The organism is Microbacterium sp. 71-23 (assembly GCF_001897265.1).
GTDB classification, from domain to species: Bacteria; Actinomycetota; Actinomycetes; order Actinomycetales; family Microbacteriaceae; genus Microbacterium; species Microbacterium ginsengisoli.
In genome coordinates, this window is sequence record NZ_MKSL01000036.1 from 76,378 (window position 1) to 96,108 (window position 19,731).

Annotated in this window: 18 protein-coding genes; 11 read left to right on the forward strand and 7 right to left on the reverse strand. The window is 72.5% G+C overall.

Annotation, left to right across the window (positions count from 1 at the left end; translation table 11 throughout):
- Nucleotides 1-12 precede the first annotated feature (12 nt).
- Nucleotides 13-1,320, forward strand: coding sequence for a phosphotransferase (locus tag BGO15_RS12055; protein WP_056207242.1), 1,308 nt, complete (start codon nucleotides 13-15; stop codon nucleotides 1,318-1,320).
- 22 nt (nucleotides 1,321-1,342) lie between these two features.
- On the opposite strand, the gene BGO15_RS12060 is transcribed toward BGO15_RS12055, so the two are convergent.
- Both BGO15_RS12060 and BGO15_RS12065 read right to left on the reverse strand, forming a co-directional pair.
- On the reverse strand, nucleotides 1,343-4,600 hold the full coding sequence (locus tag BGO15_RS12060) for an ATP-dependent helicase (protein WP_056519957.1): 3,258 nt from the start codon (nucleotides 4,598-4,600) through the stop codon (nucleotides 1,343-1,345).
- Nucleotides 4,597-7,692, reverse strand: coding sequence for an ATP-dependent DNA helicase (locus BGO15_RS12065; RefSeq protein ID WP_056519954.1), 3,096 nt, complete (start codon nucleotides 7,690-7,692; stop codon nucleotides 4,597-4,599). The genes BGO15_RS12060 and BGO15_RS12065 overlap by 4 nt, the downstream gene beginning before the upstream one ends.
- Before the next feature lie 164 nt (nucleotides 7,693-7,856).
- On the opposite strand from BGO15_RS12065, the gene BGO15_RS12070 reads away from it, so the two are divergent.
- Nucleotides 7,857-8,081 carry a DUF3107 domain-containing protein gene (locus BGO15_RS12070; protein ID WP_056207243.1) on the forward strand — a complete coding sequence of 75 codons (225 nt, stop codon included), beginning with the start codon at nucleotides 7,857-7,859 and terminating at the stop codon, nucleotides 8,079-8,081.
- A 5-nt stretch (nucleotides 8,082-8,086) separates the two neighbouring features.
- Nucleotides 8,087-8,377 carry a hypothetical protein gene (locus tag BGO15_RS12075; RefSeq protein ID WP_045246977.1) on the forward strand — a complete coding sequence of 97 codons (291 nt, stop codon included), beginning with the start codon at nucleotides 8,087-8,089 and terminating at the stop codon, nucleotides 8,375-8,377.
- A 42-nt stretch (nucleotides 8,378-8,419) separates the two neighbouring features.
- Here BGO15_RS12075 and BGO15_RS12080 read toward each other — a convergent pair whose 3' ends face one another.
- Entirely contained in the window at nucleotides 8,420-9,139 is a 720-nt protein-coding gene (locus BGO15_RS12080) for a ferritin-like fold-containing protein (RefSeq protein ID WP_156454837.1), read from the reverse strand.
- Nucleotides 9,140-9,206: 67 nt separating this feature from the next.
- On the opposite strand from BGO15_RS12080, the gene BGO15_RS12085 reads away from it, so the two are divergent.
- Both BGO15_RS12085 and BGO15_RS12090 read left to right on the forward strand, forming a co-directional pair.
- On the forward strand, nucleotides 9,207-9,581 hold the full coding sequence (locus tag BGO15_RS12085; RefSeq protein ID WP_045246976.1) for an SPW repeat domain-containing protein: 375 nt from the start codon (nucleotides 9,207-9,209) through the stop codon (nucleotides 9,579-9,581).
- 233 nt (nucleotides 9,582-9,814) lie between these two features.
- Nucleotides 9,815-11,233, forward strand: coding sequence for a DEAD/DEAH box helicase (locus BGO15_RS12090; RefSeq protein WP_056519949.1), 1,419 nt, complete (start codon nucleotides 9,815-9,817; stop codon nucleotides 11,231-11,233).
- Between the two features lie 28 nt (nucleotides 11,234-11,261).
- On the opposite strand, the gene BGO15_RS12095 is transcribed toward BGO15_RS12090, so the two are convergent.
- Nucleotides 11,262-12,131, reverse strand: coding sequence for a PHP domain-containing protein (locus BGO15_RS12095; protein WP_045246974.1), 870 nt, complete (start codon nucleotides 12,129-12,131; stop codon nucleotides 11,262-11,264).
- Nucleotides 12,132-12,208: 77 nt separating this feature from the next.
- Between BGO15_RS12095 and BGO15_RS12100 the strand changes: the two genes are divergently transcribed.
- Nucleotides 12,209-13,231, forward strand: a complete 1,023-nt coding sequence (locus BGO15_RS12100) for an endonuclease/exonuclease/phosphatase family protein (protein ID WP_056207245.1) — start codon at nucleotides 12,209-12,211, stop codon at nucleotides 13,229-13,231.
- Between the two features lie 31 nt (nucleotides 13,232-13,262).
- Nucleotides 13,263-14,672, forward strand: a complete 1,410-nt coding sequence (locus BGO15_RS12105; RefSeq protein WP_045246972.1) for an aminopeptidase P family protein — start codon at nucleotides 13,263-13,265, stop codon at nucleotides 14,670-14,672.
- Nucleotides 14,673-14,687: 15 nt separating this feature from the next.
- Here BGO15_RS12105 and BGO15_RS12110 read toward each other — a convergent pair whose 3' ends face one another.
- A complete protein-coding gene (locus tag BGO15_RS12110) occupies nucleotides 14,688-15,260 on the reverse strand; it encodes a YflT domain-containing protein (protein WP_045246971.1) in 573 nt (190 codons plus the stop codon).
- A 71-nt stretch (nucleotides 15,261-15,331) separates the two neighbouring features.
- On the opposite strand from BGO15_RS12110, the gene BGO15_RS12115 reads away from it, so the two are divergent.
- From BGO15_RS12115 to BGO15_RS12125, 3 genes are read left to right on the forward strand one after another with little or no spacing between them, the layout of a single operon-like run.
- A complete protein-coding gene (locus BGO15_RS12115; RefSeq protein WP_056207247.1) occupies nucleotides 15,332-16,597 on the forward strand; it encodes a magnesium transporter MgtE N-terminal domain-containing protein in 1,266 nt (421 codons plus the stop codon).
- Nucleotides 16,597-17,199 carry a DUF1003 domain-containing protein gene (locus BGO15_RS12120; RefSeq protein ID WP_082483056.1) on the forward strand — a complete coding sequence of 201 codons (603 nt, stop codon included), beginning with the start codon at nucleotides 16,597-16,599 and terminating at the stop codon, nucleotides 17,197-17,199. The genes BGO15_RS12115 and BGO15_RS12120 overlap by 1 nt, the downstream gene beginning before the upstream one ends.
- Nucleotides 17,186-18,361 carry an Mrp/NBP35 family ATP-binding protein gene (locus tag BGO15_RS12125; protein WP_056207249.1) on the forward strand — a complete coding sequence of 392 codons (1,176 nt, stop codon included), beginning with the start codon at nucleotides 17,186-17,188 and terminating at the stop codon, nucleotides 18,359-18,361. Before BGO15_RS12120 ends, BGO15_RS12125 begins: the two co-directional genes overlap by 14 nt.
- Here the strand turns inward: BGO15_RS12125 and BGO15_RS12130 are convergent.
- Nucleotides 18,340-18,702, reverse strand: a complete 363-nt coding sequence (locus BGO15_RS12130; protein WP_056519939.1) for a twin-arginine translocase TatA/TatE family subunit — start codon at nucleotides 18,700-18,702, stop codon at nucleotides 18,340-18,342. The genes BGO15_RS12125 and BGO15_RS12130 overlap by 22 nt on opposite strands.
- 72 nt (nucleotides 18,703-18,774) lie before the next feature.
- On the opposite strand from BGO15_RS12130, the gene BGO15_RS12135 reads away from it, so the two are divergent.
- Nucleotides 18,775-19,413, forward strand: coding sequence for an O-methyltransferase (locus BGO15_RS12135; RefSeq protein WP_056207314.1), 639 nt, complete (start codon nucleotides 18,775-18,777; stop codon nucleotides 19,411-19,413).
- A 63-nt stretch (nucleotides 19,414-19,476) separates the two neighbouring features.
- Here BGO15_RS12135 and BGO15_RS12140 read toward each other — a convergent pair whose 3' ends face one another.
- Complete coding sequence (locus tag BGO15_RS12140) at nucleotides 19,477-19,650, reverse strand: DUF3117 domain-containing protein (RefSeq protein ID WP_019179788.1); 174 nt, start codon at nucleotides 19,648-19,650, stop codon at nucleotides 19,477-19,479.
- Nucleotides 19,651-19,731: the final 81 nt, after the last annotated feature.

Sequence of the window (19,731 nt, forward strand, 5' to 3'; positions counted from 1 at the left end):
TACCCTGAGGGCATGGCGCGCACCCCGTTCACTCTAGCCGCGAGCGTCACCGCCGCCGTTCCGGGTGCCCGCATCGTCGCCGCCGGCGCGCTCACCGATGGCGCGGCCGGACGATTCGACTCGGCCGTCGTCGTACTCGACGACGGCCGACGCCTCGCCGTGCGGGTCGCCGCCACCGTAGACGCCGCCGAGCAGCTGCGCGCCGAGGCACGCGCCCTCGCCGCACTGACCGATGGCGTGCGCGCGGTGCTCCCGTTCGCCGCTCCCGTCGCCCTCGGTCAGACCGTCGTCGACGGCTCCCCCGCGCTGGTCACCGACCTGATCGACGGCTGGCACGTCGACGCCGCGCAGATCCCGGACGGTCGCGGCGTGGCGACGGCGCTGGGCGCCGCGCTCGCTGCCGTGCACGCGCTCCCTGTCGCCGTCGTGCGTTCCGAGGGCCTGCCGGTGCGCACGAGCGATCAGGTGCGCGACGAGACCCGTCGTCTCATCGATCGCGCCGCCGCGAGCGGGCACCTGCCGCGCACCCTCCGGGCGCGCTGGATGACCGCGATCGACGCCGATTCGCTCTGGGAGTTCGAGACCGTCGTCGTGCTCGGCGGCGTCGACGCGGGCGCATTCGTGTTCACGGGCGACGACGACCTCCGCGTATCCGGCCTCATCGACTGGCACGGGCTGTCCGTCGGCGACGCCGCCGCCGACCTGCACTGGCTCGCGGCGGCCCCGGTGGCCGCGGCGACCGTGCGCGAGGCGTATGCCGCGGCATCCGTGCGCGCCGGCGATGCCCATCTCACCGAGCGCTCCCGCCTCTACGCCGAGCTCGAGTTCGCGAAGTGGCTCGTGCACGGACTCGAGAGCGACGATCACGACGTCGTCGCCGACGCGGCGAGCCTGCTGGCCTCGCTCGACGAGAGCACGCGAGGTGAAGACCTCACTCCGGTACGTCACAGCGATGTGCAGGCGGCGATGGACGTGCTCGACCGTGTTCCCGCGGCCGCCACGCCGCGCGGGGACACTTCGCTGCAGACCGACGCCTTCGACCGCGCCGACCTCTCGGCCTTCGGCGACATCGAGACGGGCGAGACACGTGACGACCTCGCAGTCGTCGACGGCGACGCCGACCCCGCCGGGGACGTCGACGACGATCCGCAGGCGACCCAACCGATCGAAGCCGCTTCATGGGGAGCAGGTTCCCGCACGATCCCCCACGATCCGGCTCCTCCGACACTCGACCTCGATCTCGACCCGGTGGCAGATGCCGACGAGGCCGAGCGGGCATCCCGCGCCGCCTTGCGCCGCTGGGCTGTCGGCGGGGACTGACCCCCGCGCGTCCTGGCGCAGGTCAGCCTCGCAGCACCAGGCCGTGCGCGACGTAGAACAGCGCGACGTCGATCTGGTCGAGCGGCACCCCGTGCCGGGAGTGGTAGGCGCGACGGTAGAGGTCGAGCTGCACCATCCGCTCGGCGCGTTCCGACGCCGTCCGCGGCGGCGCGCCCGTCTTCCAGTCGACGATCTCGATCCGGTCGCCGCGCCGGTAGACGGCATCGAGCTTGCATACGATGACGTGAGGGCGCCCGTCGAGATCGTCGAGTCGGAAGTCGATCTCGGTCTCCACCTCGATCGGTTGCAGAGGCGCCCACTCCGACGCGAGGAAGGCGTCGATGAGCGGCGCGAGGGCGGCAGGCTCAGCGACGCCGCCCGGTTCGTCCCCATCCCAGAGTTCGTCGTCGAGCCCCGCCCTGCCGGCGAGTCCGGCACGGCGCTCCACCCACGAGTGGAAGCTCGTGCCGATCCGCGTCTCACGGTACGGCCGCTCGGGGAGCGGACGGGACCGCGCGGCGACGGCCGCCGAATAGTCGGTCGTGAAGTCCTTGTAGGCCGAGGCGGGAATGCGGGTCGGTGCCGAACGATCGCCCCCGCGCCGCTGCTCGTCCCGTTCGACGAGAAGAAGCGACAGGTCCGGATCGAGGATGACGGCGTCCGCCGCCCGCACGAGCTCCGCCGCACGCTCGACCCTCGCCCTCCGACTGCCCAGCGCATCGAGCGGCCAGCTCACCGTACGCACCACGTCATCGGGGCGCTCGCCCGGATCGACGTCCACCGCGCCGCGCCCGAGCGCGGACGCGGCCTCCCGCAGGAACCGGCTCGCCGCCCGTGGCTGCACCGTTCCCGCCCAGGATGAGCCGGTGAGAAGCAGGTGGTCGCGCGCGCGGGTCACGGCGACATACGCCAGTCGGCGTTCCTCGGCGACCTGCCGGTCGCGGTTCTGCTCGCCGAACGCCTCGACCGCATCGCGCAGGGCCTGCTGGGTGGGAGCCTCGGCCGCAGACCACGCGAGGCGCGGGAGCCACGGGGCATCCCCGCGGAACTCGAAAGGCAGCGCACCGAACGTCAGCCATCCCTTGGCGTCGCGGCTCGCGGCGGGAAGCTCGTCCTCGACCATCCGCACGACCGCGACCGCGTCCCACTCGAGACCCTTCGACCCGTGGATCGTCAGCAGCTGCACGACGTCGGGCTCCGTCGGTTCCGGTCGGGGGGCGAGCTCGTCGACGGATGCCGCGTGGTCGAGCCACGCGAGCAGGCTGGGCAGCGACCGCGCATCGTCGGAGGACAGGAAGCCCGCGATCTCGGCCGTGAAAGCCCGCACCTGCTCGTGGGCGGTGCGCTGAGGCCCGCGGGCCTCGTTCGCGGCGAGCTCGAGGTCGAGGCGCAGCTCGCTCTCGATCAGTCGCACGAGATCGAGCACGGGAAGTCCCGCGGCTCGGCGCCAGGCCGCGATCACGCCGGCCGCCTCGCGCAGTCGGGTGCGCGCGGCCGGGGTGAAGCCGGCGAGCCAGCCGTGGTCGTCGCGCACGCGGGGGAAGAACTCGAGCGCGTCGCTGAGCGAGCCGTGATCGTCGGCCGCGGATGCGCGCAAGGTCGCGACGACGTCGGGGGCCAGGGGCTGGAGCGCCGCGTCGTGTCGCGCGAGCCGGGCGCCGAGCGCCCGCAGCTCGCGCAGATCGGCGACGCCGATCGCCCACCGCGGCCCGACCAGCAGACGGATGAGCTCCGATCCGGCGAGCGGATCGGCGATGACCCGCAGCGCCGCCACGATGTCGACCACCTCGGGGGTGTCGAGAAGCCCACCGAGTCCGAGCACGCGATGCGGCACGCGGTGACGCGCGAGGGCCTCGGCGAACACGCTCATGCGCCGCTTCGACCGGAACAGCACCGCGCCGGTCGTCGAGAGGCCCACGCGGCGGCGCTCGGCACGGACCCGCACGAACCACTCCGCGACCCGTTCCGCCTCGTCGTCGAGTGTCGAGGCCATCTCGAGGTCGACCTCTCCCCTTGCCGCACCCGGCCGTGGGCGGAGGGCCGCGACATCCGCCCCGCCGGCGAGCGGTGCGAGCAGCGCCGAGGCGATCTCGAGCACATCCGCGCTGTTGCGCCAGCTGGTCAGCAGGGAGAAGCGTTCGCATGCGCCACGAGTCACGAAGGCGCGCGGGAAGTCGTCGAGGTTGCCCGCACTGGCACCCCGCCAGCCGTAGATCGCCTGGTGCGGGTCGCCGACCGCCATCACGGCGGTGTCGGCGAACAGTGCCGCGAGCAACCGCGCTTGGACGACCGAGGTGTCCTGGTACTCATCGAGCAGAACCACCCGGAACCGTGAGCGCAGGCCCTCAGCGACATCCCGGTGGCGCTCGACGATCTGCAGCGCACCGGCCACCTGGTCGGCGAAGTCGATGACTCCGCGACGTTCCTTCGCCGACGCGTAGCCGGCCGCGAGACCCGCCAGCACCTCGAGGCCGTCGACCTTCTCGACGAACCGGGGGAAGTCCGCGTAGACGCTCACCCGTGCCGTCTCGGAGGGCCGTTCGAGGATGCCGCGGAACCGCGACGGGAACGCGGCCACGTCGCCGAGGTCGGCGAGGTTGTCGACGGCGGCGCCCGCGAGCCCCAAGGCCGCCGACACGATCGTGCCGAGCGATTCGCTGCGGCTCTCCAGCCGAGAATCGTCGCTGTCGAGCGCGACCCGCCGCATGAGAAGCCAGGATGCCGACTCCGACAGCACCTGCGCATCGGGGTCGCGCCCGATCAGCACCGCGTTATCGCGCACCAGGGCGTCGGCGAAGCTGTTGTAGGTCGCGACGGTGGGGCGATCGAGGAGGTCGTCGGGGTCGACGGCACCCGCCGCGGCATCCGCCCCCAGCCGTCCGGCGAGATCGGCGATGCGTGCCCGGCGCTCCGCGGCGGGGGCTCCGGCGCGCTCGAGCTCGCCGAAGGCATCGAGAGCGCCGACCGCGTGCAGCTCGTCGAGGCGGTCGACCAGGCCCGCCGCCTCGAACTCGGCGAGGCGCGCGAGGCGTCGTTCGATGCGCTCGGCGAGCTCGCCGGCGGCCTTTCGCGTGAAGGTGAGGCCGAGCACCTCGTGACGGGCGACCAGCCGGTTGGCGACGAGCCAGACGACACGCCCCGCCATCGTCTCGGTCTTCCCGCTTCCGGCGCCGGCGACCACCAGCGCCGGGCCCAGCGCAGCCTCGATGACGCGGGCCTGCTCGTCGGTCGGGGGGAACTGGCCGAGGGCCGCGGCGACCGCGGCAGCGGAGACGGTCACGGCGCGCTCACCGCTCCGACCACATGGATGCGGCACACACCGTGGGCGTGCTCGTCTCGGCAGTGCTGCTCGTAGGGCGCCGCGAACCGCGTGCCCGCCATCACGGCGATCGCGTGCTGCAGCCGGGCGATGAACCGCTCGCGGGCTTCGTCGTCGAGCGGCGCCTGCCGCGGTTCGAGGTAGGGCTTCGCCGTGCCGGTGTGCAGCACCAGCAGTTCGGCGCCGCCCGCGGGCAGGCCCGCCGACGGCGCGATCGCCCCGGCGTCGTGGGCGAGCTGGTAGGCGAGCAGCTGCGGGTTCTCGACCACGGCCTTGTCGGTGCGCGGCTCGGCCCGACCCGTCTTCAGATCGACGATCACGACGGTGCCGTCGGCCCGCCGCTCGACGCGGTCGACGACGCCGCGCAACAGCGCACGTCCCTCGCCGTCGTGGGGTGGCAGCGGGATCTCCACCTCGAACGGCGTCTCGCTCGCGAGCAGCTCACCGCCGCCCGCCGCGAAGTCGCGGAGGTACTGCGCCAGACGATCGACGAGGTCGCGGGCACGCTCGCGCCCGGCACGCTCGAGCCACTCGGATTCGAAGCCGAGCTCGTTCCACCGGGCGTCCACGACCTCCCACAACGCGACGGCGTCGGCGTCCGGCGCCGCCTCGAGCGCCGCGTGGATGAGCGTGCCGAGCCCGGCGACGGTGCTTCCCGCGTCGGCGCCGAGCTCGCGCACGACCCAGTCGAGCTCGCACTGCTCGAGCGCCGCGAGTCGGGAAGGCGAGACGCGGATGTCACCGTGCGCCAGCGAGTGCAGCGGGGCATCGGATGTCGCGGCCCCCACGCCGTACCAGTCGTCGGGGCGGGCCCCGGCGACACCGGCGGACGCGAGCGCGGCGAGCTGCGCCGCCGCCGACCTGTCGGGGACATCGGCGGTGACAGCCCGCCGCAGCTGGGCGACGACCCCGCGCAGCGTGAGGGCCGGCAGCGCCCGCGCCGCCTCCGCGTCGGGGAGCAGGGAGAACAGCCCGCTGGGGCGATGATCGTCGTCGGACGTCGCGGTCACGACGACCCGCGTGCGGGCGCGGGAGAGGGCCCGCACGAACAGGCGAAGCTCATCATGGAGCACGGCACGCCGCCGGTCGAGCACACCCGCAGCGGCCGTGACGCCGGCCGCGGCGTCGTGGAGGCGCCACGTGCCGAGCAGTGTGCCGCGCAGTCGGGTGTTGGGCCACACGCCCTCTTGTACGCCCGCGATGACGACGGTGTCGAACTCGCGTCCGAGCGCGGCTGCCGGGCTCAGCACCGCGACCACGTCGGCATCGGGGTCGCGGCCGAGCAGGTCGGGGGCGACATCGGTGGCGAGCACCGCGTGCACGAACCGCAGCGGGTGCGAGGCGGCATCCTCATCGCGCTCGGCGTCGCGCTTGGCGGCCTGGAACAGGGCGACGACCGCATCGAGATCTCGGTGGGCCTGATCGGCGACCGGGCCATGGCCGCTCGTCGCGGCCAGCCACACCGCCTGACGGCCGCTCGCTTCCCACGCGGTCCAGAGCAGATCGTGCGCGGTTGCACCGTCGGCGAGCTGCGCACGCATGCGCGAGAGGGCCTCGGCGGTGCGCACGACCGCCCGCCCCTCGCGGCTGTCGATCGCCGCGGCGTGCATCGGGTCGTCGAGCGCCGCGGCGAGCAGTTCCGCACCGGTGCGCCCGCCGCCGTCGCCGAGGTGGGCATGGCGAAGCGCCGTGCGCACCCGTCGCACATCGAGCGGATCGAGCCCCGCCGCCACGAGGACGTCGGCCGCGGCCGCGGGCGCCACCACCGCGTCGCCGGCCGCCAGCACCACCGTCAGCAGGTCGCGCACGGCGGGCACCTGCCCGAGCGGAACCCCCTGGCCCTGACCGCGCGTGGGCACCTCCCGGGCGGCGAGACCCGCCTCGAGCGCCTGCACCTGACGGGTGTCGTGCGCGATGACGGCGAGCTCGCCCCACGGCACTCCGTCACGCAGTCGGCGTTCGCGCAGGGTGCGCGCGATCTCGTCGAGCTCGTCGTCGACGGATGTCGCCACCACCGCGCGCAGGCCGCCGTCGCCGACCCATTCCCCGGCGGGTGCGGTGCGGTGCGCGACGCCCCCCGCGGCCCCGATGCGCACGGTCACGCGCCGCTGTGCCTCGATCAGGTCGCCCTGCGCTCGGTGCGGCTCGGTGAGCGCGCCGAGAGATCCGAGACGCGCGCCCAGCGCGGCGAGGTTCTCTGGCCTCGCCCCGCGATATGCGCCCGAGGCGAGGTCGGGGTCACCGAAGGCGACGACGCCGACGCCACGGTCCCGCAGCGCGGCGAGGAGGTCGACGCCGCCGGATGTCAGCTCCTGGGCGTCGTCGACGATCACGGCGTCGAGCCGCCGCACCGCAGCGAACACGGGGTGGTCGACGGGAAGAGCGCGCACCAGCTCGACGGCCTCGAGCGTGAGGCCCGCCGCGTCACGCGTCGAGGCGCGCATGTCGCCCAGCACGCCTTCGTACTCGGCGAGGAACGATGCGAGCGCCGTCCATACGGTCTCGGCCTCGGCGTCGGCGAGCGCGGCGATGCGGGCGGGGGTCAGCGCGAGCGTGCGCGCGTCGGCGATGAAGGCACGCAGCTCACCGCGGAAGCCGCGGGTTGCACGGGTGGCGGCTCCGAGCGCGTCCGGCCAGCGCGAGCGACCGGATGCCTCGTCCTCGGCGTCGCCGGCGAGGAGGTCGGCGAGGATCTGGTCGTCGTCGGACGCCGTGAGCAGCAGGGGCGGCTCGTCGCCGGTGTGCACGGCATGCGCGCGGACGAGCTGGAACGCGAACGAGGTGAGCGAACGCGCCGGCGGGCCTGACGTCGCGCGCCCGAGTGCAAGGGACAAGCGGTCGCGCAGCGCCGTCGCCGTCTGACGCGTGGGCGTGAGGGCGAGCACCGCGTCGGGGTCCGACCCGGCCGCGACGAGCGCGGCGGCACGCTCGACGAGCAGCGTCGTCTTGCCGGAGCCGGGAGCGCCCGTCACGACGCCCGTGAGCGCCGCGGGCGCCGAGCGCACCAGCGCCCGCACAGCCGCGTCGGCGGGGGGTGCGGTGTCGGACGTCACCCGACCACGCTACCGACGCCGCCCGACATCGTTCGCCGACAGCGTGACGTGCGCGGCCGGTGCGCCGCGGGGCGCAGGCTACGCTCGATCATGCGCCCGCGGCGGGCGCGCCCCGGCCACCGATCGCCCTCGCGATCGACGGGGACGACAGGGAGGACCGGGACGTGGAGATCCGCATCGGCATCGCGAACACGGGGCGCGAGCTCAACTTCGAGACCAACGAGTCGGTCGACTCGGTCAAGGCCCAGATCGCCGCCGCGCTCGACGACAACGCGACCCACATCTCGCTCGTCGACGCCAAGGGCAACACGCTCATCGTGCCGACGGCCGGACTCGCCTACATCGAGCTCGGCACCGAGGAGTCGCGTCGCGTGGGCTTCGTGGCCTGAGCACGATGGACATCGTCCTCGCGTTCCTCTTCGGCATCGGCATCGGGCTGGTGCTGCACTATGCGCTCCCGGGCCGCGACTCGCGCGGTGTCGCGCTGCTTCCGGCCGTCGGGGCGGTCGCCGGCGGTGCGGTGTGGCTGGCTCTCACCTGGGCGGGGTTGACCACCGACAACCCGCTGCTGTGGGTCCTGTCGATCCTCGCCGCGGTCGTGGTGACCGTGCCCGTCGGTGTCGTGCTCTCGCGCGTGCGCGCCACGCACGACGCGCGCGAGAAGTCCCGCCTCAAGATCGGCTGACGTCCCGCTTCCCCGCCACGGCGAGGCGGGGCATCCGATCTCTCAGGACTCGAGGCCCATCGCACTCATCCGGGCCGCGTGAGCGCCCATGAGTGCGGTGAAGACCGGCTCCACGGTGGCGTCCTCCTCGGCCGTCTCCGGCGAACGGCTGAGGGCCGCACGGGCGACGAGCAGGGTGTCGCCGACGAGACGCCGCCCCCACATCGCGAGCAGCGACCGCCACTCCTCGTCCGCGGAGATCGCGTCGTGGATGATGTCGGCGATCGCCTTGCGGTCGGTGTCGGCCTCGAGGATGCGCGCCACCCGGCGCCCGGTCTCGCCGTAGCTCGCGGCGAGCGAGCGGTAGAAGTCGTCGAGGATGCCCGCCGTCAGGTGCACGGTGAGCATGGTCTCGAGCGAGCGTTCCCCCTGGGTGCGACGACGGAACGCGTCGAGCTGCTCGCGGAAGGGCAACATCAGCGTCAGCGGGTCGTCGCCGCGCTCGCGGATGACCGCCACCAGCTGCTGGTGCTTGGTGAGGGCCGCCCCGGATGCGCGGGAGAGCGCCTCCTTCTGGGCGAGCGACGGCGTGGGCGCGATGAGGGCGCTCAGCGTCTCGAAGTAGCCGAGCTGCAGATAGGCCGCCTGGCCGAGGAACGTGTCGACGGGCGGGGCGAGCTCGGCGAAGTCGACGCGGGTCGCCCCCGACGCCTCGCCTCGGGTGCGCAGACGTAGCACGCGCCCCACGGGTCGACGACGACGGAACCAGTCCCACACGCACACCAGCGTAGGCGGATGCCGCTTCCGCACGCGATCCCATCCGTTCGGGGCCGTGCGCCGAATGAGTGACATGAGGTTCATTCCCACGAAAGTCCACGGAGCGCTCGACTACATCGTCGGCCTCGCCCTGCTGTTCGCACCGCTGATCTTCGGCTTCTCGTCGGTCGGAGGCGCTGCGGTCGTCATCCCCCTCATCCTCGGAGCAGGCCTCATCGTCTACAGCCTGTTCACCCGGTACGAGTGGGGCCCGTTCAAGCTCATCCCGATGCCGGTCCACCTCGTGTTCGACGTCGTGGCGAGCCTGTTCCTCGCCCTGTCCCCGTTCATCTTCGGCTTCTCGTCGTACCCGCCGAACGTGTGGCTCCCGCACGTCGTCGTGGGCATCGCCGTCATCGTCGTGGTGATCTTCTCGAAGCCCGCGCCCGGTCCCTCGGTCGGTCGCTGAGCCTCGTCGCTCCTCCCCCCGGAGCCGTGCCCTCCCCGCCTCGTGCGGCGGAGGGCACGGTCATGTCGGGCGGCGTACGGCTCCGGATGCCGCGCGTCGGCAGGTGCGCGGGCGGTGACCGGGTACCCTGGAGGGAGTGCCCCGGCAGGGATCGGGGCCCCGCGCCTGCGGCTGAATGAGGGCGTGGACGATCTCGCGGCGCAGACGCCGCCCTCATCAGACAGGTTCATATCGTGACGACGTTCGCCGATCTCGGCGTCGACCAGGACATCCTCGACGCACTCGCGCACAAGGGCATCGTGGATGCCTTCCCCATCCAGGAGCAGACGATCCCGCTCTCGCTCCCCGGCCAGGACATCATCGGCCAGGCCAAGACCGGCACCGGCAAGACCTTCGGCTTCGGCATCCCCGTGGTGCAGCGCCTCGGCGCCCACCCCGAGCCCGGCGTGAAGGCGCTCATCGTCGTGCCGACCCGTGAGCTCGCGGTGCAGGTCTATGAGGACATGGACCTGCTGACCCAGGGCCGCGCCACGAGCGTCGTGGCGATCTACGGCGGCAAGGCATACGAAGGGCAGATCGAGCAGTTGCAGGCGGGTGCGCAGATCGTCGTCGGCACGCCCGGCCGCCTCATCGATCTCGCCGGCCAGCGCCTGCTCGACCTGTCGAACGCGACCGAGGTCGTGCTCGACGAGGCCGACAAGATGCTCGACCTCGGCTTCCTGCCCGACATCGAGAAGATCTTCCAGAAGGTGCCCGCGGTGCGTCACACCCAGCTCTTCTCGGCGACGATGCCCGGGCCGATCGTCGCGCTGGCGCGTCGGTTCATGTCGAACCCGATCCACATCCGAGCCAACGACCCCGACGAGGGTCTCACGCAGGCGAACATCCGTCACCTGGTCTACCGCGCGCACTCGCTCGACAAGGACGAGGTGATCGCCCGCATCCTCCAGGCGGAGGGTCGCGGCAAGACCGTCATCTTCACCCGCACGAAGCGCGCCGCGCAGCGACTCGTCGACGAGCTCAGCGACCGTGGCTTCAACGCCGGCGCGGTGCACGGCGACATGAGCCAGGAGGCGCGTGAGCGCTCGATGGCGGCGTTCAAGGCGGGCAAGAAGGACGTGCTCATCGCCACGGATGTCGCGGCCCGCGGCATCGACGTCGATGACGTCACCCACGTCATCAACCACACGATCCCCGACGACGAGAAGACCTACCTGCACCGCGCGGGACGCACCGGCCGTGCCGGTCGCACCGGCATCGCGGTCACCTTCGTCGACTGGGAGGACCTGCACAAGTGGGCCCTGATCAACCGGGCCCTCGAGTTCGGCCAGCCCGACCCGGTCGAGACCTATTCGTCGAGCCCGCACCTCTACTCCGACCTGTCGATCCCGGCCGGCACGAAGGGACGCATCGTCACGGCGCCGCGCCGCGAGCCGCGTGAGCCCCGCGAGGCGACGAGCTGGGCGCCGCGCGAGGAGCGCACGCGCACGCGTCGTCGCACCGACCGTCCCGCGGCGGGCGACGCTGCGTCGACGGATGCCGCGGCTGCGCCGGCAGCGGACGGCGACGCCCCCGCGCGTCGGCGTCGTCGTCGTCGCCGCGGTGGCGGCGGGGCGTCTGCGGCGGGCGGAGAGACGGCCGCGCAGGCCTGACGACGGCTGACGCGGTGTCCGGCGGCGCTCAGGCGTAGACGGGCACCGTGCCGGTACCGCGCTCGATGATGCGGGCGACCATCTCGTCGCTCGTGGTGTTCTCGCCCGGCACGTTCGGCTTTCCCGCACCGTGGTAGTCGCTCGATCCCGTCACGATGAGGTCGTGTCGGGCGGCGATCTCTCGCAGCACGGCCTTGCCCGCGGCCGTGTTCTCGCGGTGGTCGATCTCGAATCCCGCGAGCCCGCGGGCGATCAGCTGCTCGATCGCGGGCACCGGGATCATGCGCCCGCGACCGGAGGGCACGGGATGCGCGATGATCGGCACCCCGCCCGCGCCCACCACGAGGTCGACAGCGGTGAACGGATCGGGCGCGTCGTGGGGCAGGTAGTACCCCTCGCGCGGGTGCAGAATGCCCTCGAACGCCTGCGAGCGGTCGGCGACGACGCCGCGGGCGACGAGCGCGTCGGCGATGTGGGGACGCCCGACGGTCGCCCCGTCGGTGGTCTGGGCGACGACGTCCTCCCACGTCAGGGGGTAGTCGCGGCCGATGGCGGCGACGATGCGCTCGGCCCGGCTGAGGCGGTCGAGGCGGATGCGCTCGGTCTCGGCCCGCAGATCGGCGTCGTCGGGATCGATGAGGTAGGCGAGCAGATGGATGCTGCGCCACTCGTGCCGGGCGGAGAGCTCCATGCCCGGGAGGAAGGTCATACCGAGGGCGGTGGTCGCCTCCGCAGCCTCGACCCACCCGGAGGTCGTGTCGTGGTCGGTGAGGGCGATCGTGCGCAGGCCGTGCCGGTGCGCGGCGCGCACGACGTCCTGCGGCGACTGGGTGCCGTCGGAGTGCACCGAGTGGAGGTGGAGGTCGCTCGGACCCTCGAATCCGCCGTGCGCCGCCATGTCTGCGAGCGTACCGGCTGACACACCGCAGAGGCTCCCTCCCGGCTTCTCCCAGACTGCCGACCTACGGTGGAAGGATGCTGCGCCTGACGGGGATCCTCGTGACTCTCGTGACCGCGATCGCGGTCGCAGCCCTCACCTGGCCGGGATTCTTCCGCATCGACGGGCTGTTCCCGGTGGCGCAGATCATCTCGTTCCGAGCGCCCGTCGTGCTCGCTCTGGCCGGCATCGCCGTGCTGTTCCTCCTGCTCGCAGTCGTGCGTCGGGTGCGGGCTTTCGCGTTCGCGATGACGCTCGTGCTGCTCGCCGGCGCGGCGATCGGCGGGGTGACGCTCACGTCCCGCGGGATGGGTTCGACGACCCTGCCCGAGAAGGACGCGAACAGTGTGCGCGTCATGACGTGGAACACCGCCGGCGAGGCCACCCCGCCCGACGACATCGCCCGCACCGCCGTCGCGATGTCGGCCGACATCGTCACGCTCCCCGAGACGACGATCGAGGTGGGTGAGAAGGTCGCCGTGCAGATGCGCGAGCTCGGCCATCCGATGTGGGCGTTCCACACCGAGTACGGCGTGGACGGCTGGGCCGCCGACTCCACGACGCTTCTCATCAGTCCCTCGCTCGGCGAGTACTCCGTGATCGCGTCGTCGCAGAACGGCACGAGCAACACGTCCACCGTGCCGAGTGCGGTGGCGATGCCCGTGTCGGGCGACGGCCCGATCATCGTCGCCGCCCACGCTGTCGCGCCGCGGCAGAGCGCGATGGCGGACTGGCGCCACGATCTGCAGTGGCTGGCCGATCAGTGCGCGAGCGCGAACGTCATCATGGCGGGCGACTTCAACGCGACCGTCGAGCACATGGCTCGACTCGGCACCGACGGCGGCACCCTCGGACGATGCCACGACGCGGCATCCGTCACCGGCAACGGCGCCGTCGGCACCTGGCCGACGTCGGTGCCGGCGCTGCTCGGCGCACCGATCGACCACGTCATGGCGACGTCGGCGTGGCGGGCGACCGGGTCGGTGGTGCTGACGGCGCTCGACGGGTCCGGCAGCGACCACCGGCCTCTGATCGTGCAGCTCGAGCGCACCTCCGGCTGACAGTGCCGTGCTGCGGTGCGAGACTGGAGGCATGGCTTCGAGCGACGACCAGACGACGACGGATGCCGCGGCTCCCGCGACCACCAACCGCAAGCAGCCCTTCCCCCGGGGTTTCCTCTCCTCCATCGGCTCCGGCTGGGCCGAGCGCCCCGAGTCGCTGCCTCCGGCGCGACCTCAGGCGCCCTACGCGGCTGCGCGGCGTGCCGCAGTCTCGGCATCGTTCCCCGGGCGCCGGCTGGTGCTTCCCGCCGGTGACTTCCAGGTGCGCAGCAACGACACCGACTACCCGTTCCGCGCGCACTCTGCGTTCTCCCACCTGACCGGGTGGGGTGCTGACACCGAGCCCGGCGCCGTTCTCGTGCTCGACCCCGTCGACGGCGGGCACACGGCCACGGTCTACTTCCGCGAGCGCGCGGATCGCACGACGCCCGAGTTCTACGGCAATGCCCAGATCGGCGAGTTCTGGGTGGGGCCGCGGCCCTCGCTCGTCGCCGTCGCCGCCGACCTCGAGATCGCGACGGCGGGGATCGAGGACTTCGTCGCCTCGGACGACGACCTGGTGCTCGATGAGGACGACGACCTCACGCGGGTCGTCTCCGAACTCCGCCTGATCAAGGACGAGTACGAGATCGGCCAGCTGCGTCTGGCGGTCGAGGCGACCGCCCGCGGCTTCGACGACATCATCCGCGCGCTCCCCCGCGCCGTCGCTGCGGACCGCGGCGAGCGCGTGGTCGAGGGGGCGTTCCACCAGCGGTCCCGGCTCGACGGCAACGGCGTCGGATACGACACGATCGCCGCATCCGGCCCGCACGCCTGCTACCTCCACTGGACTCGCAACGACGGGGCCGTCGTGCCGGGCGACCTCATCCTCGTCGACGCGGGCGTCGAGGTCGACAGTCTCTACACCGCCGACGTGACCCGCACTCTGCCGGTGTCCGGAACCTTCTCCCCGGTGCAGCGCCGCGTGTACGAGACGGTGCGGGAGGCCGCGGATGCGGCGTTCGCGGCGGCGCGTCCGGGCGTCACGTTCCGCAGCATCCACGAGGCCGCGATGCGGGTCATCGCCGAGCGCGTCGCCGAATGGGGACTGCTGCCCGTCACCGCCGAGGAAGCGCTGCACGCCGACGCGGGCGGCCAGCACCGCCGCTACATGGTGCACGGCACGAGCCATCACCTCGGCATCGACGTGCACGACTGCGCGCAGGCCCGGCGGGAGCTCTACTACGACGGCATTCTGGAGCCGGGCATGGTGTTCACGATCGAGCCCGGCCTCTACTTCCAGATCGACGATCTGACCGTGCCCGAAGAGCTGCGCGGCATCGGGGTGCGCATCGAGGACGACGTGCTGATGACCGAGTCGGGGCCGGTCAACCTGTCGGCCGACGTGCCGCGTTCGGCCGACGACGTCGAGGCGTGGATGGCGCGGGTCGCGGCATCCTGACGGGCGCGGCCGCGGCTAGGACGCGGGCGTCTCGTCGTCGGGACGGGATGCGGGCGGCGTGATCCGCTCGCCGTACCGGGGAGGTTCGTCGTCGATCGGCGAGCGCTCCGCAACGGGTGGGTGCGGATGCGGCGCCCGGTGGCCCACGACCTCGCGGGCGCGGTGGATGCTCGTGGGGGCGACGGTCACGTCGTAGCGCTCGGCGACCATCTGCATGACCGATGCGAAGTCGCGGCGGCGGCGCACCACCGCGAACATGAGCAGGCTCAGCAGCATGCCGAACGCGATGCCGACGATCATGACCCCGACGAACGTCTGGATCGGGACGTTGGCGGTGCCGAAGACGAAGATGAACGAGAACAGCATGCCGAGCAGCAGACCGTTCACTGCACCGCTGCGGGCGGCTGCGGCCCAGCCGAGCCGCCCGGTGACCCGCTCGACCGACCGCACGTCGTGTCCGACGATCATGATGTCGCGTGCGGGGATGTCGGCGGCGATGAGCGCCGAGACCGCCTTCTGCGCCCCTTCGTAGGCGGGGAAGGAGGCGACGACCTCGCCCTCCGGCGCCGGACCCGACATCATGCTCATGGCCCCATCATCCCACGCGGGTTCCTGTGTTCCGCCGAGGACGTCACCTCGCGCGCGACTACGCTGGTCGGGTGAGCACTCAGCGCGTCTTCGTGGCTCGGCTGGCCGGCTGCAGCGTCTTCGATCCCGCCGGCGACCGGCTGGGCAAGGTGCGCGACGTGGTCGTCATGTACCGAGCCGACGACTCCCCCGCCGTCATCGGTCTGGTGGTCGAGATCCCCGGGCGCCGACATGTGTTCGTCTCGATCGGACGGGTGACCTCGATCGCGAGCGGACAGGTCATCACGACCGGGCTCATCAACGTGCGTCGCTTCCAGCCGCGCGCCGGTGAGGTGCGCGTCATGGCCGAGCTGCTGGGGAAGACCATGCACTTCGTCGACGGGTCCGGCACCGCGGTCGTCGAGGATGTCGCCATCGAGCGCACGCGCCTCGGCGAGTGGGAGATCGGCCAGCTGTTCCTGCGCCGCCCGAAGACCAGCGCGTCGCCGTTCGCGAAGGGTCCGACGGCGTTCGCCGACTGGAGCGACGTGCGCGAGAGCAGCACGCCCGGCCACGAGCACACCGCCGAGCACCTCGTGGCGAGTTTCTCCGACCTCAAGCCCGCCGACCTCGCCAACACGCTCCTCGACCTCCCCGAGGATCGCCTGCTCGAGGTGGCGGAGGAGCTTCCCGACGACCGTCTCGCCGACGCCCTGGAGGAGATGCCCGAGGACGAGCAGGTGCACATCCTCGAAGCCCTCGGCGACGAGCGCGCCGCCGACATCCTCGACGCCATGGAGCCCGACGACGCGGCCGATGTGCTCGCCCAGCTCCCCGAGGACCAGCGCGAGGAGCTGCTCGACCTCATGGAGCCCGACGAGGCGGAGGACGTGCGCACGCTGCTGCAGTACGGGCCCGACACGGCCGGCGGTCTGATGACGTCGGAGCCCATCGTGCTCTCGGCCGACTCGACCATCGCCGAGGCGCTCGCCCTCATCCGCCGTCACGAGCTGCACCCCGCGCTCGCCGCCGCGGTCTACATCACGCTTCCCCCCTACGAGACCCCGACCGGGCGCCTTCTCGGCACGGTGCATTTCCAGCGGATGCTGCGCTACCCGCCGCATGAGCGGCTGGGTGCGATCATCGACGACACCGTCGACCCGCTGCCGGTCACCGCGACCGCGGGCGAGGTCGCGCGCCTGCTGGCGACCTACAACCTCGTGTCGCTGCCCGTGGTCGACCCGGCCCGGAGGCTGCTCGGCGCGGTGAGCATCGACGACGTGCTCGACTACCTGCTCCCCCGTGACTGGCGCTCCGCCGACAGCGCGGGCTCCACGACCACCCCGAGGACGCGGTGATGGCGCGCCGCGGCGGTGACGGGGCGTTCGACGCGCCCCGCGGACGCAACTCCGTGCTCGGGCGCTCGTCGCGTCCGTCCAACGACACGTTCGGCCGGTTCTCGAAGTCCTTCGCCCGCGCGATGGGCACGTCGGGCTTTCTCATCGGGATGTCGGTCGTGGTCGTGCTGTGGCTGGCGTGGAACATCTTCCTGCCGCGCGAGGCGCAGTTCGACCCCGCGGTCACGAACTTCACCCTCCTGACCCTGATCCTGTCGCTGCAGGCCTCGTACGCGGCGCCCCTCATCCTTCTCGCCCAGAACCGTCAGGACGACCGGGACCGGGTGCAGATCGAGCAGGACCGTCAGCGCGCCGAGCGCAACCTCGCCGACACCGAGTACCTCGCCCGCGAGATCGTCGCACTGCGTCTGGCGCTCACCGACCTCAGCCGCGATGTGCTCACGCGCGACTCGCTGCGCGACGAGCTGCGCGCCCTGCTCGAAGACCTCGACGCGCGGGCGACGGGTGAGGATGCCGCGGCCACCGAGGAGCGCGAGCGCAAGCGTCAGCGCGCCGAACGCCGCGAGCAGGCCGAGCGCAAGGCGGCCCGTGAGCAGCAGTGACCCGGCGGATCTGACCGGCCGGGTGCGCAGCGCGGTCGGGGCGGTCGTCGACCCGGAGCTGCGGCGTCCGCTGTCGGAGCTCGACATGATCGCCGACGTGCGCGCGGCCGACGGCGAGATCGTCGTCGCCGTGTCGCTCACGATCGTGGGCTGCCCGGCGTCGGATCGCATCGAACGGGAGGTGGCGGCGGCCGCCGCCGCGGTGGCCGACCGGCCGGTGCGGGTCGAGCTGGGCGTCATGACGCCGGCGCAGCGCGCAGCTCTCACCGAGCGCCTGCGCGCGGGGCGCCCCCGGGGCATCCCGTTCACCGCGGACTCGCTCACCCGGGTGATCGCGGTCACGAGCGGCAAAGGCGGTGTCGGCAAGTCGACGGTCACCGCGAACCTCGCGGTCGCCCTCGCCGCCCGGGGCCTCACGGTCGGCCTCGTCGACGCCGACGTGCACGGCTTCTCGATCCCCGGCATCCTCGGACTCGTGGACGCCGAGGGGCGGATGCCGCACCCCACCCGCATCGACGACCTCATCGTGCCGCCCGTGGCCCACGGAGTGAAGACGATCTCGATCGGCATGTTCTTGCGCGAGGGCGAGGAGCGCAGCCCGGTCGCGTGGCGCGGCCCCATGCTGCATCGCACACTGCAGCAGTTCCTCACCGACGTGTGGTTCGGCGACCTCGACGTGCTGCTCATCGACATGCCGCCGGGCACCGGCGACGTCGCCATCTCGCTCGGGCAGCTGCTCCCCCACGCCGAGGTGCTGGTCGTGACCACCCCGCAGGCGGCGGCGGCAGAGGTCGCCGTGCGCAGCGGCCTGGTCGCGCGTCAGACCGGGCAGCGGGTCATCGGCGTCATCGAGAACATGGCCCCGCTGCGACTTCCCGACGGCACCGTGCTCGACCTGTTCGGCTCGGGCGGCGGGCAGGCCGCGGCATCCGCGCTCTCACAGGGAGACGGAGATGAGGTGCCGCTCGTCGCGTCGGTGCCGCTGAGTCCCGCGCTGCGTACCGGCGGCGACACCGGGTCACCGGTGACCCTCAGCGCCCCGGCCGACCCGGCGGCGGCGGAGATCCTTCGCCTCGCGGACACCCTCGCCCGGCGCCCGCGCGGTCTCGCCGGACGGTCCCTGCGCGTGGGGGTCTCGACTCAGGTCGCCTCGGAGTCGTAGGGCGGGATCTCGCCGTCGGCGAGGTCGAGGGAGGCGACCGCGATCGCGGCCGGGGCCGCGGCCCGCACCGCCGGCGCCGCGGGGGCGTCGTCGAGCAGCGCCTCACGAATGATGCGGCGGGGGTCGTACTGCCGCGGGTCGAGCTTTCGCCAGTCGACCTCGTCGAAATCGTCGCCCATCTCGTCGCGCATGCGCTCGCGGGCACCCTGGGCGTAGGCGCGAGCCCGCTTGGTGGCCTTCGCGAGCCACTCAGCCGCACGGGGCAGTCGCTCGGGTCCGAGCACGACCGCCGCGAGAACGCCGATGAGCACCAGCTTCTCGAAGGTCAGGCCCAGGAACATGGATTCAGGTTAGCGCCGCGCCTGCATGGGGAAGCTGAGGACGAGCCCTAGGCTGACGAAGAGGGAGTGAGCATGAGGGATCACAACGCTGACGCGCGGTTCATCGCCGAATCGACGATCGAGCCGGAGGCCATCGCCAAAGCGCGTGCGCATGCGTTGGAGCTGGGCGCGGAGCCGGTCGACCCCGCGCTCGGCGCGCAGATCGCCCTCCTTGCCGCCGCGTCCGCCGCGCTGAACATCGTCGAGATCGGCACCGGAGCCGGAGTGTCCGGGCTCTGGCTGCTGCACGGTGCGCCCCGCGCCATCCTCACGACCATCGACACCGAGCACGAGCACCTCGCGGCCGCCCGCCGCGCGTTCGCGGACGCGGGCATCGCCCCCGCGCGCTCACGGTTCATCACGGGTCGCGCGGTCGATGTGCTTCCGCGCATGAACGAGGCCTCGTACGACATCGTGCTGATCGACGCCGACCCCGAGAACGTGCTCGACTATGTGGAGCACGGGTTGCGGCTCGTGCGTCCCGGCGGCACCGTCCTAGTCGCGCGCGTGCTCGCCGGTGGCGCCGTCTCCGACCCGGTGCGCCGCGACGCGATCACCACCGCCTACCGCTCGCTCATCCAGGAGACCCAGGCCTCACCCGCGGTCATCGCCGCAGTGTCGATCGTCGGCGACGGACTGCTGCAGCTGACCACCGTTCCGTCGGCGGACTGACCCCGGACGCAGAGAACGGCCGGTCTGCACAGACCGACCGTTCTCGATGACGGATGCGTCGTCTCAGGCGGCGTTCACGACGCCACCGAGGACGTCGTAGAGCTCCTTGGCCTCGGCGTCGTTCACGGAGACGACCAGGCGTCCACCGCCTTCGAGCGGCACGCGGACGATGATGAGCCGGCCCTCCTTCACGGCCTCCATCGGACCGTCACCGGTTCTCGGCTTCATGGCTGCCATCGTGCTCCCCTTCCTGGTGGCTGACGATCCAGTCTATCGCTCCGGGTCGCCGGGCCCCGCACCGCGGGCCGTGCGGTTGTG

Coding starts and splice junctions, on each gene's coding strand:
- BGO15_RS12055 (WP_056207242.1), top strand. CDS start 13: ATGGCGCGCACCCCGTTCACTCTAGCCGCGAGCGTCACCGCCGCCGTT.
- BGO15_RS12075 (WP_045246977.1), top strand. CDS start 8,087: ATGGACATCGTCCTCGCGTTCCTCTTCGGCATCGGCATCGGGCTGGTG.
- BGO15_RS12085 (WP_045246976.1), top strand. CDS start 9,207: ATGAGGTTCATTCCCACGAAAGTCCACGGAGCGCTCGACTACATCGTC.
- BGO15_RS12095 (WP_045246974.1), bottom strand. CDS start 12,131: ATGGCGGCGCACGGCGGATTCGAGGGTCCGAGCGACCTCCACCTCCAC.
- BGO15_RS12100 (WP_056207245.1), top strand. CDS start 12,209: ATGCTGCGCCTGACGGGGATCCTCGTGACTCTCGTGACCGCGATCGCG.
- BGO15_RS12105 (WP_045246972.1), top strand. CDS start 13,263: ATGGCTTCGAGCGACGACCAGACGACGACGGATGCCGCGGCTCCCGCG.
- BGO15_RS12110 (WP_045246971.1), bottom strand. CDS start 15,260: ATGAGCATGATGTCGGGTCCGGCGCCGGAGGGCGAGGTCGTCGCCTCC.
- BGO15_RS12120 (WP_082483056.1), top strand. CDS start 16,597: ATGGCGCGCCGCGGCGGTGACGGGGCGTTCGACGCGCCCCGCGGACGC.
- BGO15_RS12130 (WP_056519939.1), bottom strand. CDS start 18,702: ATGTTCCTGGGCCTGACCTTCGAGAAGCTGGTGCTCATCGGCGTTCTC.
- BGO15_RS12135 (WP_056207314.1), top strand. CDS start 18,775: ATGAGGGATCACAACGCTGACGCGCGGTTCATCGCCGAATCGACGATC.
- BGO15_RS12140 (WP_019179788.1), bottom strand. CDS start 19,650: ATGGCAGCCATGAAGCCGAGAACCGGTGACGGTCCGATGGAGGCCGTG.